Annotated in this window: 13 protein-coding genes; 9 read left to right on the top strand and 4 right to left on the bottom strand. The window is 59.4% G+C overall.

What is annotated here, in order from left to right:
- Positions 1–391 precede the first annotated feature (391 nt).
- From ugpB to ugpQ, 5 genes are all read left to right on the top strand, one after another.
- Positions 392–1,708, top strand: a complete 1,317-nt coding sequence (gene ugpB / locus C1N84_RS17240) for a sn-glycerol-3-phosphate ABC transporter substrate-binding protein UgpB (RefSeq protein ID WP_058757579.1) — start codon at positions 392–394, stop codon at positions 1,706–1,708.
- A gap of 61 nt (positions 1,709–1,769) precedes the next feature.
- Positions 1,770–2,660 carry a sn-glycerol-3-phosphate ABC transporter permease UgpA gene (gene ugpA / locus C1N84_RS17235; protein WP_031279792.1) on the top strand — a complete coding sequence of 297 codons (891 nt, stop codon included), beginning with the start codon at positions 1,770–1,772 and terminating at the stop codon, positions 2,658–2,660.
- Positions 2,657–3,499 carry a sn-glycerol-3-phosphate ABC transporter permease UgpE gene (gene ugpE / locus C1N84_RS17230; protein ID WP_021508002.1) on the top strand — a complete coding sequence of 281 codons (843 nt, stop codon included), beginning with the start codon at positions 2,657–2,659 and terminating at the stop codon, positions 3,497–3,499. Before ugpA ends, ugpE begins: the two co-directional genes overlap by 4 nt.
- Positions 3,500–4,573 (top strand): sn-glycerol-3-phosphate import ATP-binding protein UgpC, encoded by a 1,074-nt coding sequence (locus C1N84_RS17225; RefSeq protein ID WP_021508001.1) that lies wholly within the window; start codon positions 3,500–3,502, stop codon positions 4,571–4,573.
- Positions 4,570–5,313: a glycerophosphodiester phosphodiesterase gene (gene ugpQ, locus C1N84_RS17220; RefSeq protein ID WP_104187819.1), complete on the top strand. Its 744-nt coding sequence runs from the start codon at positions 4,570–4,572 to the stop codon at positions 5,311–5,313. Before C1N84_RS17225 ends, ugpQ begins: the two co-directional genes overlap by 4 nt.
- On the opposite strand, the gene C1N84_RS17215 is transcribed toward ugpQ, so the two are convergent.
- Positions 5,310–5,606, bottom strand: a complete 297-nt coding sequence (locus C1N84_RS17215; protein WP_058757576.1) for a DUF2756 domain-containing protein — start codon at positions 5,604–5,606, stop codon at positions 5,310–5,312. The genes ugpQ and C1N84_RS17215 overlap by 4 nt on opposite strands.
- A gap of 203 nt (positions 5,607–5,809) precedes the next feature.
- On the opposite strand from C1N84_RS17215, the gene ggt reads away from it, so the two are divergent.
- Complete coding sequence (gene ggt / locus C1N84_RS17210; protein WP_264441746.1) at positions 5,810–7,561, top strand: gamma-glutamyltransferase; 1,752 nt, start codon at positions 5,810–5,812, stop codon at positions 7,559–7,561.
- Positions 7,562–7,618: 57 nt separating this feature from the next.
- Here ggt and C1N84_RS17205 read toward each other — a convergent pair whose 3' ends face one another.
- The gene (locus C1N84_RS17205) at positions 7,619–8,122 is read right to left on the bottom strand and encodes a GNAT family N-acetyltransferase (RefSeq protein WP_264441745.1); all 504 of its coding nucleotides are present in this window, start codon (positions 8,120–8,122) and stop codon (positions 7,619–7,621) included.
- Between the two features lie 347 nt (positions 8,123–8,469).
- On the opposite strand from C1N84_RS17205, the gene gntR reads away from it, so the two are divergent.
- From gntR to gntU, 3 genes are all read left to right on the top strand, one after another.
- Entirely contained in the window at positions 8,470–9,465 is a 996-nt protein-coding gene (gntR, locus tag C1N84_RS17200) for a gluconate operon transcriptional repressor GntR (protein WP_021507996.1), read from the top strand.
- A 141-nt stretch (positions 9,466–9,606) separates the two neighbouring features.
- The gene (gntK, locus tag C1N84_RS17195) at positions 9,607–10,143 is read left to right on the top strand and encodes a gluconokinase (RefSeq protein ID WP_010615889.1); all 537 of its coding nucleotides are present in this window, start codon (positions 9,607–9,609) and stop codon (positions 10,141–10,143) included.
- A 2-nt stretch (positions 10,144–10,145) separates the two neighbouring features.
- A complete protein-coding gene (gntU, locus tag C1N84_RS17190; protein ID WP_021507994.1) occupies positions 10,146–11,486 on the top strand; it encodes a gluconate transporter in 1,341 nt (446 codons plus the stop codon).
- Between the two features lie 78 nt (positions 11,487–11,564).
- Here gntU and C1N84_RS17185 read toward each other — a convergent pair whose 3' ends face one another.
- Positions 11,565–13,190, bottom strand: coding sequence for a Na/Pi cotransporter family protein (locus C1N84_RS17185; RefSeq protein WP_031279764.1), 1,626 nt, complete (start codon positions 13,188–13,190; stop codon positions 11,565–11,567).
- Positions 13,191–13,298: 108 nt separating this feature from the next.
- A complete protein-coding gene (locus C1N84_RS17180) occupies positions 13,299–14,291 on the bottom strand; it encodes an ABC transporter ATP-binding protein (RefSeq protein ID WP_211724890.1) in 993 nt (330 codons plus the stop codon).

The following is a 14,291-nucleotide window of genomic DNA, read 5'->3' as shown; positions in this document are numbered from 1 at the left end:
CTGGCTTTGGTCATGACGTTGGTGCGGTGATTTGCCCTCACCCTAACCCTCTCCCGCACGCGGGAGAGGGAACCGTACGGCAGCGTTTTTCAGGCCAGGTTGCTATCCTGGCATCCTCCCGGACTTCTCTCGCCCTGCAGAAGAAGGCATCAGCGCACCGCCTTTTATCCCCCTCTCCCCGTGGGAGAGGGCCGGGGTGAGGGCATCAGCACGCACGGCCTTTCATCTCCCTCTCCCCGTGGGAGAGGGCCGGGGTGAGGGCATCAGCGCGCACTAACCCCGTCATATTCCCGTCATAATCCTGTTATTTTTCCGTCATTTCCTCGTGTCATGTTACTTCGCGAACAAAAAATGCGTGATATCGCGCGCGCCACAAGCACAGGAAACCCTTATGTCCGCTTTTACGCTTCGTCCCCGCCTGATGAGTCTGCTGCTCGGTCTGGCGATCAGCGGTAATGCGCTGGCTGCTACCGAAATCCCTTTCTGGCACTCAATGGAAGGTGAGTTAGGCAAAGAAGTCGATTCTCTGGCACAGCGTTTTAACCAGGCTCACCCGGATTACAAAATCGTTCCGACCTACAAAGGCAACTACGAGCAGAGCCTGGCTGCGGGTATCGCTGCGGTGCGCAGCGGTAAGGCACCGGCCATTCTGCAGGTTTACGAAGTGGGCACCGCCACCATGATGGCCTCTAAAGCCATCGTGCCGGTGCATGAAGTGTTTAAAGACGCCGGCGTGCCGATGGACCCGAAACAGTTTGTTCCTGCGGTTGCCGGTTACTACAGCGACAGCAACGGCCAGCTGATCTCACAGCCGTTTAACAGCTCCACGCCGGTGCTGTACTACAACAAAGACGCGTTCAAAAAAGCCGGTCTTAACCCGGATCAGCCACCGAAAACCTGGCAGGCGCTGGCGCAGGATGCCGCCGCGCTGCGTAAAGCCGGCATGAGCTGCGGCTATGCCAGCGGCTGGCAGGGCTGGATTCAGATCGAAAACTTCAGCGCCTGGCATGGCCTGCCGGTTGCCACCAAAAACAACGGCTTTGACGGTACCGACGCGGTGCTGGAGTTCAACAAACCCGTGCAGGTGCGCCACATCCAGCTGCTGGAAGAGATGAATAAGAAAGGTGATTTCACTTACTTTGGCCGTAAAGATGAGTCGACGTCCAAGTTCTATAACGGCGACTGCGGTATCACCACCGCCTCATCCGGTTCGCTGGCCGACATTAAGCATTACGCCAAATTCAACTTTGGCGTGGGCATGATGCCGTACGATGACACTGTGCCGAACGCACCGCAGAACGCCATTATCGGTGGCGCCAGCCTGTGGGTGATGAAAGGCAAAGATGCAGCGACTTATAAAGGTGCGGCGGAGTTCATGAAGTTCCTCGCCCAGCCGGATATCGCGGCAGAATGGCACCAGAAAACCGGTTATCTGCCGATCACCACCGCGGCTTATGAGCTGACCAAACAGCAGGGCTTCTATGACAAAAACCCGGGCGCGGACATCGCCACGCGGCAGATGCTGAATAAAGATCCGCTGCCGTTCACCAAAGGGATGCGTCTGGGCAACATGCCGCAGATTCGTACCATCGTCGACGAAGAGCTGGAAGGCGTGTGGACCGGCAAACAGTCGCCACAGGCAGCGCTGGACAACGCGGTGAAACGCGGCAACGAACTGCTGCGTCGCTTTGAACAGCAAGTGAAGTAACTCCGTAATGGCGGGATGGACGGGTAAGTCCGTCCCGCTGTCTCATTCTGACGAGCCTGCTATGTCCTCATCATCACGTCCGGTTTTCCGCGCCCGTTTGTTGCCGTATCTGCTGGTGGCACCGCAACTGGCGATCACCGCGATCTTTTTTCTCTGGCCCGCCGGAGAGGCGCTGTGGTACTCGCTGCAAAGCATCGATCCGTTTGGCATCTCCAGCACCTTTGTTGGCCTTGATAACTTCCGCCGCCTGTTCAGTGACGACTACTACCTTGATTCGTTCTGGACCACCCTCGTGTTTAGCGCGCTGGTGACGGTATGCGGCATGACATTCTCGCTGCTGCTGGCGGCACTGGTGGATTACGTTATCCGGCTGAAAAAGCTCTATCAGACGCTGCTGCTGCTGCCCTATGCGGTGGCGCCGGTAGTTGCGGCGGTGCTATGGATGTTCCTGTTCAATCCGGGGCTGGGGCTGTTCAGCCATCTGCTGAACCAGCTTGGCTACAACTGGAACTATGCGCAGAACAGCGGTCAGGCGATGTTCCTGATTGTACTTGCGTCGATCTGGCAGCAAATGAGCTACAACTTCCTGTTTTTCTTTGCCGCGCTGCAGTCCATTCCTAAATCGCTGGTGGAAGCCGCGGCGATTGACGGTGCCGGACCGGTGCGCCGTTTCTTTAATCTGTCGCTGCCGCTGATTACGCCGGTCAGCTTTTTCCTGCTGGTGGTGAATCTGGTTTACGCCTTTTTCGACACCTTCCCGGTGATCGATGCCGCCACCGGCGGCGGGCCGGTACAGGCCACCACCACGCTGATCTACAAAATCTACCGCGAAGGCTTCACCGGACTCGATCTCTCGTCGTCCGCCGCGCAGTCGGTGGTGCTGATGTTGCTGGTTATCGGCCTGACCATTCTGCAATTCCGCTTTGTCGAGCGTAAGGTGCAATACCAATGATTGAAAACCGACGCGGGCTGGATATCTTCGCCCACACGCTGCTGGCGCTGGGGGTGCTGACCATTCTGTTCCCGCTGTACGTGGCGTTTGTCGCCGCGACGCTGGATAACAACGCGGTGTATCAGGTGCCGATGACGCTGGTGCCGGGCCCGCATCTCATCGACAACATCACCCACATCTGGCGCGATGGCGTCAACGGCAGCGCGGCGTTTGGCCTGATGATGCTGAACAGCCTGATCATGGCGCTGGGCATCACCGTGGGCAAAATCACGGTGTCGATGCTCTCGGCGTTTGCGCTGGTGTGGTTTCGCTTTCCGCTGCGCACGCTGTTTTTCTGGCTGATCTTTATCACCCTGATGCTGCCGGTAGAAGTGCGTATTTTCCCGACGGTGGAGGTGATCTCCACGCTGCACATGCTGGACAGTTACAGCGGTCTGACATTGCCGCTGATGGCCTCCGCGACCGCCACGTTCCTGTTCCGCCAGTTTTTTATGTCGCTGCCGGATGAGCTGATTGAAGCGGCGCGCATTGACGGCGCCAGTCCGATGCGTTTTTTCTGGGATATCGTGCTGCCGCTGTCAAAAACCAATCTCGCCGCGCTGTTTGTCATCACCTTTATTTACGGCTGGAACCAGTATCTGTGGCCGCTGCTGATCATCAACGATGCCGGCCTGAGCACTGCCGTGGCGGGGGTGAAAAGTATGATCAACACCAGCGGCGGTCCGACGCAGTGGAACGAAGTGATGGCGGCGATGTTATTAACCCTGATCCCACCGGTGGTGGTGGTGCTTGTGATGCAGCGCGCTTTTGTGCGTGGCCTGGTGGAGAGTGAGAAATAGATGGCAGCGGTAACCCTTCAGACCGTGACGAAATCGTATGACGGCAAAAACCAAATCATTCAGCCGCTGAACATCACCATCAATGACGGTGAATTTATGGTGATGGTCGGCCCATCCGGCTGTGGAAAATCGACGCTGCTGCGCATGGTGGCCGGGCTGGAGCGCGTCACGTCGGGCGATATCTACATCGATGATCGGCGCGTCACCGACATGGAGCCGAAAGATCGCGGCATCGCCATGGTATTCCAGAATTACGCGCTCTACCCGCACATGACGGTGGGAGAAAACATGGCTTACGGCCTGAAGATCCGCGGCATGGGCAAGGAACAGATTACCCAGCGGGTGATGGATGCGGCGCGCAGTCTGGAGCTTGATCACCTGTTGCAGCGCCGTCCGCGCGAGCTCTCCGGCGGCCAGCGTCAGCGCGTGGCCATGGGCCGCGCCATCGTGCGGGAACCGGCGGTGTTTCTGTTTGATGAGCCGCTGTCGAACCTGGATGCGCGCCTGCGCGTGCAGATGCGTCTGGAGCTGCAGCAACTGCACCGCCGGCTGAAAACCACCAGCCTGTACGTCACGCACGATCAGGTTGAAGCCATGACGCTGGCGCAGCGCGTGATGGTGATGAATAAAGGCGTGGTGGAGCAGGTGGGCACGCCGGTGGAGGTGTATGAGCGTCCGGCCAGTCAGTTTGTTGCGTCGTTCATCGGCGCGCCGGCGATGAACCTGCTACCCGGTCAGATCAATAGCGATGGCTCGCGCTTTACGCTCGATGCGCTCAACAGCCTGCCGCTCGGCGCCGGCAAAGCACGATGGGCCAACCGTCCGCTGACGCTCGGCATTCGTCCCGAGCATATTCAGCTCAGCAGTCGTGAGGCCGGCGGTGTGCCGCTGGTGGTGGATACGCTGGAGATCCTCGGCGCGGACAATCTTGCGCATGGCCACATTGGCAACACGCGGCTGGTGGTGCGTTTGCCGCATAGCGAGCGGCCGCAGGCTGGCAGCAGCCTGTGGCTACAACTGCCGCCAGATGCGTTACACTTCTTCGATTCTACCCATGGAAAGCGTCTGGAATGAGTGTAAAAAACTGGCCCTATCCGCACATTGTTGCGCATCGCGGCGGCGGCAAGCTGGCCCCGGAAAACACCCTGGCGGCGATTGATGTCGGCGCGCACTACGGTCATACCATGATCGAATTCGACGCCAAACTGTCACAGGATAAGCAGATTTTCCTGCTGCACGATGACACGCTGGACCGCACCAGCAACGGCTGGGGCGTGGCGGGCGATCTGCCGTGGCAGCAGCTGGCGCAGCTGGATGCCGGCAGCTGGTTTAGCCGTGAATTTGACGGTGAACCGCTGGCATTGCTGAGCGAGGTGGCCGCGCGCTGCCGCCAGCATCAGATGATGGCCAACATTGAGATCAAACCCAGCAGCGGTACAGAGGTGGAAACCGGACGTGATGTGGCGCTGGCCGCACGAACGCTGTGGCAGGGACAAACGGCACCGCTGCTGTCCTCGTTCTCGTACGCGGCGCTGGAAGCGGCGATGCAGGCCGCGCCGGAGCTGCCGCGCGGCCTGCTGCTGGATGAGTGGCACGACGACTGGCAGACGCTTACCGCCGCGCTCGACTGCGTCTCCATCCATTTAAATCATCGCTTACTGGACGCCGGACGCACCGCCGCGCTTAAAGCCGCCGGTCTGCGTATTCTGGTGTATACCGTGAATCAGCCCGCGCGGGCGCGCGAGCTGCTGAGCTGGGGCGTGGATGCCATCTGTACCGATCGCATTGATGCTATCGGCCCGGACTTCCGTTAATTGCCGTACTGCGTTTGTGTATTGCTGTTCTGCTGGCCCGGCTGCGACTGAATCACGCGCTGCCGGGCGCTATCGCGCCGCTCCTGCAGCTTACGCTGCATCTCCTGATTTTGCTGCTGCTGATCCTGACGCAACTGCTGCTGCTGTTGCTGCTGCTGGACCTGCATGCGCGTCTGCATCCGCTGCTGGCTTGGGTTATAGCCGGGTTGATTCGGTTGGTTAGTGTTGTTCAGCATGTTCGCCATGCCGCTCAGCGGCATCAGTGCCGCGATAACAATCAGCCATTTTTTCATGGTGTTCCTCCATCAGTGCGGCCTGCTGTGTGAGGTTGCTCGCCACCCGGCAGCAACCGCCGCAACCATAAGTTTATGCGATATCACAAACCCCAAAACCAGGAGTGCACCTAATTTGGCTTAACTGCTATCTTTTTTACAGTATTTGCAAACACTTGCAGCAATCAATAACAAATGTAAACAACTGAAAGGATGGTGGCGGGATGAGGATACATAACGGTGTGCGCCAGTTCGGCTGGGCGCTTTTAATGAGTTTTACCGTGGTGCAGGGGGCGCAGGCGGCGCCAGCCAGCGCACCGCCGGTGTCATATGGCGTCGACAGTGACACCTTTCACCCGGTGAAAGCGCAGCACGGAATGGTTGCGTCAGTGGACGCCATGGCAACCCGGGTGGGCGTCGATGTCCTCAAACAAGGGGGTAACGCGGTAGATGCAGCGATTGCGGTGGGCTTTGCGCTGGCGGTCACTCACCCGCAGGCGGGTAACCTGGGCGGTGGCGGCTTTATGCTGCTGCGCACCGCTGCCGGCCGCACCACCGCCATTGATTTCCGCGAGATGGCGCCGGCGCGTGCCTCGCGCGATATGTTCCTGGATAAGCAGGGCAACGCGGATAGTAAGTTATCACTCACTTCTCATCTGGCTTCCGGCACGCCGGGAACCGTAGCCGGTTTTGCCCTGGCGGCGCAAAAGTATGGCACGCTGCCGCTCAGCACGCTGCTGGCGCCGGCGATCAAACTGGCGCGCGACGGCATCATCGTTAACGATGCGCTGGCTGACGATCTCGCTACCTACGGTAAAGAGAACCTGATCAACCACGACAACAGTCGCGCCATTTTCTACAAAGCCGACGGTCAGCCTTACCAGAAGGGCGATCGCCTGGTGCAGAAAAACCTCGCGCACAGCCTGCAGCTGATTGCCCAGCAGGGGCCGGATGCGTTCTACAAAGGCAAAATTGCCGATGAGATCGCTGCCGAAATGGCGCAGCACGGCGGACTGATTGGCAAGGCGGATCTGGCGGCCTACCGCGCAGTGGAACGCAAGCCGGTAAGCGGCAGCTACCGTGGCTACGAGGTGTTCTCCATGCCGCCACCGTCGTCCGGCGGCATTCATATCGTGCAGATCCTCAATATCCTGGAAAACTTCGACCTGGCGAAATGGGGCTTCGGCAGCGCGGACGCGATGCAGGTTATGGCCGAAGCGGAAAAATATGCCTACGCCGACCGCTCCGAGTATCTCGGCGATCCCGACTTCGTTAAAGTGCCGCAGCAGGCGCTGACCAGCAAAGCCTACGCCAAAACGCTGGCCCAGCAGATTGATGTCAACAAGGCGCGCCCCTCAGCCGACATCAAGCCCGGCAAGCTGGCACCGTACGAGAGCAATCAAACCACCCACTTCTCGGTGGTGGATAAAGACGGCAACGCGGTGGCGGTGACTTACACGCTGAATACCTACTTTGGCAGCGGCGTGGTGGCCGGTAACAGCGGCATTCTGATGAACAATGAAATGGATGATTTCTCTGCCAAGCCGGGCACGCCAAACGTCTATGGCCTGGTGGGCGGTGAGGCGAACGCGATTCAGCCGGCCAAACGTCCGCTGTCATCGATGTCGCCAACCATTGTGGCGAAAGACGGTAAAACCTGGCTGGTGACCGGCAGCCCGGGCGGCAGTCGGATTATCACCACCGTGCTGCAAATGGTGGTGAACAGTATCGATTTCGGCATGAACGTGGCGGAAGCCACCAATGCGCCGCGCTTCCACCATCAGTGGCTGCCGGATCAGCTGCGCGTCGAGAAGGGCTTCAGCCCGGATACGCTGCGTCTGCTGGAAGCAAAAGGTCAGCATGTCAAAGTGCTGCCGGCGATGGGCAGCACGCAGAGCATCATGATTGGCCCGGACGGCATGCGTTACGGCGCATCCGACCCGCGCTCGGTGGATGATTTGAGTGCCGGGTATTAACGTCGCGCAATAAATTGCGCCGCTACCTCACCGTGCACCGGCCGGTAGCGGCGCGATTCATCGCGCATTCCCTTTCAGACGCGCCATGTAGTGCGTATCGATCATCTGGCCGTCGCGGACCGCGAAACCTCTGGCGGTACCTTCAATCTCAAAACCAAACTGCTGATACAAACCCATGGCCTGGTAATTATCCGCAAATACCGTCAGTTCAATCCGCGTGACCTGCAGCCAGTTGTCGCACAGATCCACCATCGCCGCCATCAGCGCTTTACCCACGCCGCGCCGATGGAATGCCGGATCAACGCCCATGCCGATAGTGGCGCAGTGACGGCGGCGTGCCACCGCCATAACTTCCAGCGTCAGCTGACCGACAACCTGCCCGTCAATACAGGCCACCAGCATGGTGACATGGGGACGGGGATTCGCGAGCCGCTCCTGCCAGAGTGACGGTGTCTGATACGGCAGATGCAGCGTGCCCGCCTGGGTTTCCGGCTGGCTATAGATACGCGTCAGAACGGCGGCATCTTCGGGCGTTGCGTGACGAACAGTAACCTGACTCATAAAGCAGCTCCTTGCACTCAGTGAATGAAATCCCCTTTAACATCAGGGAATTCGCGCGCAACGTCAACGGTAAAAAAAACAGGAAAGGGCTTTACAGACGCGAATGATAATGATTATTATTGTCAACGCGAATCCGGCTGCGTCTCCTGACAAACCGGGTAAGCACGACATTGCTCACATTGCTTCCAGTGTTTCTTAGCCAGCTCGGGTGCTGGCTTTTTTTTTGCCTGTGCCTCAGCCGAACCCCGTCCTCAGCACTTTATCCCTCTTCTCCTTCCGTGGCCGCAACGGCATAACATGACAAAAAAATGATAAACTCAGCGTATCTCTGACCTCAGGCGCACACGATGAAGAAGAAAAGACCGGTATTACAGGATGTTGCCGATCGCGTCGGCATCACAAAAATGACCGTCAGCCGCTACCTGCGGAACCCCGATCAGGTCTCTGCGGCGCTGCGCGACAAAATCGCCGTGGCGCTGGATGAACTCGGCTATATCCCCAACCGTGCGCCCGACATGCTCTCTAACGCCACCAGCCGCGCGATTGGCGTGCTGCTGCCCTCGCTCACCAACCAGGTGTTTGCCGACGTGCTGCGCGGCATTGAAACCGTGACCGATGAAGCGGGCTATCAGACGCTGGTGGCGCACTTCGGCTATAACCCGCACAAAGAGGAGCTGCAGCTGCGTTCGCTGCTGGGCTGGAACATTGATGGCGTGATCCTTACCGAACGTTCCCACACGCCGGGCACGCTGCGCATGCTGGAAGTGGCGGGCATTCCGGTGATCGAAATGATGGATTGCGTCACGCCGTGCCTTGATATGGCCGTGGGCTTCGACAACGTCGAGGCGGCGCGGCAGATGACGCATGCTATCCTCAGGAAAGGCCATCGTCATACCGTTTACCTGGGCGCGCGCCTTGATGAGCGTACGCTGCAAAAGCAGCAGGGCTACGAACAGGCGATGCGCGAAGCCGGGCTGACGCCACACAGCGTCATGATGGAAGATGCCTCCTCCTTCAGCGCCGGTGCCCAGCTGCTGCGTGAGGCGCAGAAGCGCTATCCGCACACTGACAGCCTGTTCTGTACCAATGATGACCTGGCGGTAGGCGCGATGTTTGAGTGCCAGCGCCAGGGGTTGCGCGTGCCGGAGCAGATGGCGATCGCCGGCTTTCACGGCCACGACATCACGCAGGTGGTCAATCCGCGGCTGGCTACGGTGCTGACGCCACGCGAACGCATGGGGCGTGAATCAGCCGCCATGCTGCTGGCGCGGATTGGCGGCGATCGCAGCGTGACCGCGCCGCTGGATGTCGGTTTTGAGATTGCCGAAGGTGGCAGCATCTGATTTTGGCGATTTTTTGAGTCAGTTCACACTTTCGTGCTTTTCCGCCTGACAAGGGTTGCCAGCGTCTGAGCGCGCTCGGACAATGGCAATCAAAATTGTTATCGGTAACATTGGCAGCTTAACCTGCCGGAGCGCAAAACCATGACCACGCCATCTCCATCGCACCACGTCTTTATCCTGATGGGTGTTTCCGGCAGCGGAAAGTCTGCCGTCGCCAATCAGGTGTCTCATCAGCTCAGCACCGCGTTTCTGGATGGTGATTTCCTGCATCCGCGCAGCAACATCACCAAAATGGCGGAAGGCCATCCGCTGAACGACGACGATCGCCAGCCGTGGCTGCAGGCGCTGAATGATGCGGCGTTCGCGATGCAGCGCACCCAGGCGATCTCGATCATCGTCTGTTCAGCGCTGAAAAAGTCCTATCGCGACATCCTGCGTCAGGGCAACCACAACCTGAAATTCATCTATCTGAAGGGCGATTTTGCCACCATTGAGTCTCGTCTCAAGGCGCGCAAAGGCCACTTCTTCAAACCGCAGATGCTGGTGACACAGTTTGAAACCCTGCAGGAACCGGGTGCCGACGAGCCGGATGTGCTGGTTGTCGATATCAATCACTCACTGGATGAGGTAGTTGCGGCCACGGTTGCGACCATCGAGGGCGCAATCAACAAGGGTTAGTCATGAGTACCGCAACGCTGGTGTTAACCGCAGCAGGCTCTGTCCTGCTGCTGCTGTTTTTGGTGATGAAAGCGCGTATGCACGCCTTTGTCGCCCTGATGTTAGTGTCGATGGGTGCCGGTCTGTTCTCCGGTATGCCGCTGGATAAAATTGCCGAGACCATGCAAAAAGGCATGGGCGGCACGCTCGGCTTTCTCGCCATTGTGGTGGCGCTGGGCGCCATGTTCGGCAAAATTCTGCATGAAACCGGTGCGGTCGATCAGATCGCCATTCGCATGCTGAAAACCTTTGGCGAGCGGCGCGCGCACTATGCGATGGGCATTGCCGGGCTGATCTGTGCGCTGCCGCTGTTCTTTGAAGTGGCCGTGGTGTTGTTGATCAGCATCGCCTTCGCCGTGGCACGCCGTACCCACGATAATCTGGTCAAACTGGTGATCCCGCTGTTTGCCGGCGTCGCCGCCGCGGCGGCCTTTTTGCTGCCCGGACCGGCACCGATGCTGCTGGCGGCGCAGATGCACGCTGACTTTGGCTGGATGATCCTGCTGGGGCTGTGCGCGGCGATTCCCGGCATGCTGATTGCCGGTCCGCTGTTTGGCAACCTGATTGCGCGCCATGTGACGTTCAGCGCGCCGCCGGAAGATCATCAGCCGGACGTCAGCGAGGGCCAGCTGCCGTCGTTTGGCTTTAGCCTGTCGCTGATTCTGTTCCCACTGCTGCTGGTCGGGCTGAAAACCATCGGCGCGCGCTTTACCACACCGGATTCACGTCTGTATGCGTGGCTGGAGTTTATCGGCCATCCGTTTACCGCCATCCTGCTGGCGCTGCTGGTGGCGATTTACGGCCTGGCTTACCGTCAGGGCATGGATAAAGAGAAGGTGATGCAGGTATGCGGCAGCGCGCTGCAACCGGCGGGGATTATTCTGCTGGTGATTGGCGCGGGCGGCGTGTTCAAACAGGTGCTGGTGGATTCCGGCGTTGGCCCGGTGCTGGGCCACGCGCTGACCGGTGCCGGCATGCCGATTGCGCTGGCCTGTTTTATTCTCTCCGGCGCGATTCGGGTGATTCAGGGCTCGGCCACGGTGGCCTGTTTAACCACCGTCGGGCTGGTGATGCCGGTGATTGAACCGTTGCATTACAGCGGTGCGCAGCTGGCGGCGCTGTCGATCTGCATTGGCGGCGGCTCGATTATTATCAGCCACGTCAACGATGCCGGTTTCTGGCTGTTCGGCCGCTTCACCGGTGCCACCGAAGGCGAGACGCTGAAGACCTGGACGCTGATGGAGACGATTCTCGGCACCACCGGCGCCATCGTCGGGATGATCGCGTTTAGTTTGTTGTCGTAAATTGCCTGGTGCGCATGAATGCGCACCCTACAACGGCCGGTCGGTTTTACAGGGTCGCCATTCATGGCGACCTTAAAATTAATCCACCTCGCGCTCATCGTCCGGCTGGTCCAGTACGGTGTACGCTACCGCGCAGAACAGCGAATTCAGGCGCTTCATATCTCCCAGCAAACCTAAATGCAGCGAACTGGTTTCGATGCTTTGCACATTCTGCCGGTGCAGGCGCTCGACGTGGGCGTGGGAATAACGGCGAATCAGGATGCGGAAACGGTGCTTGGCACGGCGCAGGCGCTTCGCGCTGGTGACGTCGTGCGACAGAAACACCGACAGGCTCAGGCGCAGGTTGCTTAACACCTGCTCCTGCAGCGAATTCAGCTCTTCCAGCCCTTCCGGCGAAAACGCCCGGCGCGCCTGCAGCGATTTGTCCGCTACGTCGGCGCTCATGCGTTCGATAATGTCGCCTGCCTGCTCCAGATTCAGCGCCATCTCAATCACCTCGGCCCAGCGGCGTGAATCCTCTTCCGCCAGATCCTCCTTCGGCATGCGCGCCAGATAGAGCTTAATGGCGGTGTACAGCACATCCACATCATCATCCAGCCGCCGCACCGCGCGCTCCTCGCGCAGTTCGCCCATCACCACCTTGTTGAAGCTCTCCAGCATCTGCTCCACCACATCGCCAATGCGCAGCGTCTCCCGCGCCGCGTTGGCCAGCGCCAGCGCCGGGGTATCCAGCGCGCTGCTGTCGAGGTGCTTAGGTTTAAGATGGGTCTGGTTTTCCGCATCGTCGGCGATCATGCGGCGGCACAGGCGCGCCATCGGTTCGGCAAACGGCACCATCACCAGACAGCGCACCAGGTTGTAGAACACGTGGAAGAAGATCACCATCTCTTCATCGTTAACCGGCAGCTTATCCAGCAGGTCGGCGATGTAATCGACAAACGGCAAAATAACGATGCTGCCAATCAGCTTGAACAACAGGCTGCCGAGCGCCACCCGCTTGCCGGCAGCATTGGATCCGCTGGCGTTGATCATTGCCAGCAAGCCGCTGCCGAGGTTAGCGCCAATTACCAGACACAGCGCCACTTTGAACGAGATAACGCCGGTGGCGGTCAGCGTGGCGGTAATCAGCACCGCAGCCAGGCTGGAGTAGCTGATGATGGCGAATACCGCGCCAATCAGCGCATCCAGCATGATATCGCCGGTCAGCGTCGAGAACAGCACCTGCACGCCGGCGGCCTGGGTAATGGGTTTGGCGGCGGCGACAATCAGCTGCAGCGCCAGCAGAATCAGCCCGAGGCCGATGGCCGCGCGTCCGATCTGACCGGCGCGCGTCTGTTTGCGGCTGAGGAAAAATACCACGCCAAAAAAGATAAACAGCGGCGACAGCCAGGAGAGATCGAAGGTCAGGATGCGCGCCATGATGGCGGTACCGACGTCGGCACCCAGCACCACCACCAGCGCGGGCGTCAGGCTGACCAGATTCTGCGCCACAAACGACGTGACTAATAACGTGGTGGCGTTACTGCTCTGCACCAGCGCGGTAACGCCAATCCCGGCAAGAAACGCCATCGGTTTTTTTTCCACGCTGCGGCTTAACACGCGACGCAGATCGGCACCGTACACGCGCATCACGCCGGTGCGGACAATGTGGGTGCCCCATACCAGCAGGGCGACGGCGGAGAGAAGGTTAAGCAGGGTTAGCACGAATAAAGGCTCCTATGCGCCAGGCAGAAAACAGGCGGCTGCCTGCCTGGCGATAAGCACAGCCGATAAATACCTGCGTCGCGCTGCGTTGCCAATTTTTCGTTTAATTTAAGCGACCTGGCGCAACGTCGACATCTCTAACTGTAGTCCAATCTGCATGCCGGCGGGGTGTAAATCTGCCACGCTGCGGTTGAGCACATCGACGGACAACTCGACCTGATTCGCCAGCACGCGATAGCGGATCACGTTCCCGAGCAGGCTATGGCTGAGAATGGTGGCCGCGATGCCCGCCTGCGGTGCGCACAGCAGGATGGATTCCGGACGAATCGCCACCTGGCCGCTGAACGGCTGGCCGGTCAGCTGCGTTGCCTGTTCGGCGCTCAGCAGGTTGTAGTTACCAATAAAGCCCGCGGCGAACAGATCCACCGGCTGGGTATAGAGCGTTTCCGCGTTGCCGTTTTGCACAATGCGACCGCGATTCATCAGCACAATACGGTCCGACAGCGTCAGCGCCTCTTCCTGATCGTGGGTGACAAAAATGGTGGTCAGCTTCAGCTCCTGCTGAATGTGGCGAATCTGCTCGCGCAGATGGCGGCGAATGCGGGCGTCCAGCGCCGACAGCGGTTCATCCAGCAGCAGCAGACGCGGCCGCGTCACCAGCGAACGTGCCAGCGCCACGCGCTGACACTGGCCGCCCGACAGCTGGTGCGGATAGCGGCGCGCGAAGTCGGTCAGCTCCACCAGCGCCAGCGCTTCCATCACGCGTTGCTGAATCTCACCGGCGGCCAGTTTCTGCATCTTCAGGCCAAACGCGACGTTCTTCTCCACCGTCATATTGGGAAACAGCGCATAGCTCTGGAACACCATGCCAATGGTGCGCTTTTGTGGCGGCAGCGGCACCAGATCCTGGCCCTGCAGCAGAATGGTGCCGCTGTCGACATCGGTCAGGCCGGCGATGCAGCGCAGCAGCGTTGACTTGCCGCAGCCGCTCGGGCCGAGCAGGGTGACAAACTCACCTTCGTCGGCGCTGAAATCGATGTTTTCAAAAATGGTGGTCGGGCCGTAGCTTTTATTCAGTTGGGTAACGTTCAGGTAACTCAT

Source organism: Pantoea sp. SGAir0418 (assembly GCF_043529865.1).
Note: the sequence above shows the minus strand (reverse complement) of the source record. Positions and strands in the feature narration are given on the sequence as shown.

Excerpts from the sequence above, each read along its gene's own strand:
- gntK (WP_010615889.1), top strand. The coding sequence starts at position 9,607 with ATGACCACGCCATCTCCATCGCACCACGTCTTTATCCTGATGGGTGTT.
- C1N84_RS17180 (WP_211724890.1), bottom strand. The coding sequence starts at position 14,291 with ATGAGTTACCTGAACGTTACCCAACTGAATAAAAGCTACGGCCCGACC.
- gntR (WP_021507996.1), top strand. The coding sequence starts at position 8,470 with ATGAAGAAGAAAAGACCGGTATTACAGGATGTTGCCGATCGCGTCGGC.
- C1N84_RS17205 (WP_264441745.1), bottom strand. The coding sequence starts at position 8,122 with ATGAGTCAGGTTACTGTTCGTCACGCAACGCCCGAAGATGCCGCCGTT.
- C1N84_RS17225 (WP_021508001.1), top strand. The coding sequence starts at position 3,500 with ATGGCAGCGGTAACCCTTCAGACCGTGACGAAATCGTATGACGGCAAA.
- ugpQ (WP_104187819.1), top strand. The coding sequence starts at position 4,570 with ATGAGTGTAAAAAACTGGCCCTATCCGCACATTGTTGCGCATCGCGGC.
- ugpA (WP_031279792.1), top strand. The coding sequence starts at position 1,770 with ATGTCCTCATCATCACGTCCGGTTTTCCGCGCCCGTTTGTTGCCGTAT.
- ugpE (WP_021508002.1), top strand. The coding sequence starts at position 2,657 with ATGATTGAAAACCGACGCGGGCTGGATATCTTCGCCCACACGCTGCTG.
- C1N84_RS17215 (WP_058757576.1), bottom strand. The coding sequence starts at position 5,606 with ATGAAAAAATGGCTGATTGTTATCGCGGCACTGATGCCGCTGAGCGGC.
- ggt (WP_264441746.1), top strand. The coding sequence starts at position 5,810 with ATGAGGATACATAACGGTGTGCGCCAGTTCGGCTGGGCGCTTTTAATG.
- ugpB (WP_058757579.1), top strand. The coding sequence starts at position 392 with ATGTCCGCTTTTACGCTTCGTCCCCGCCTGATGAGTCTGCTGCTCGGT.
- gntU (WP_021507994.1), top strand. The coding sequence starts at position 10,146 with ATGAGTACCGCAACGCTGGTGTTAACCGCAGCAGGCTCTGTCCTGCTG.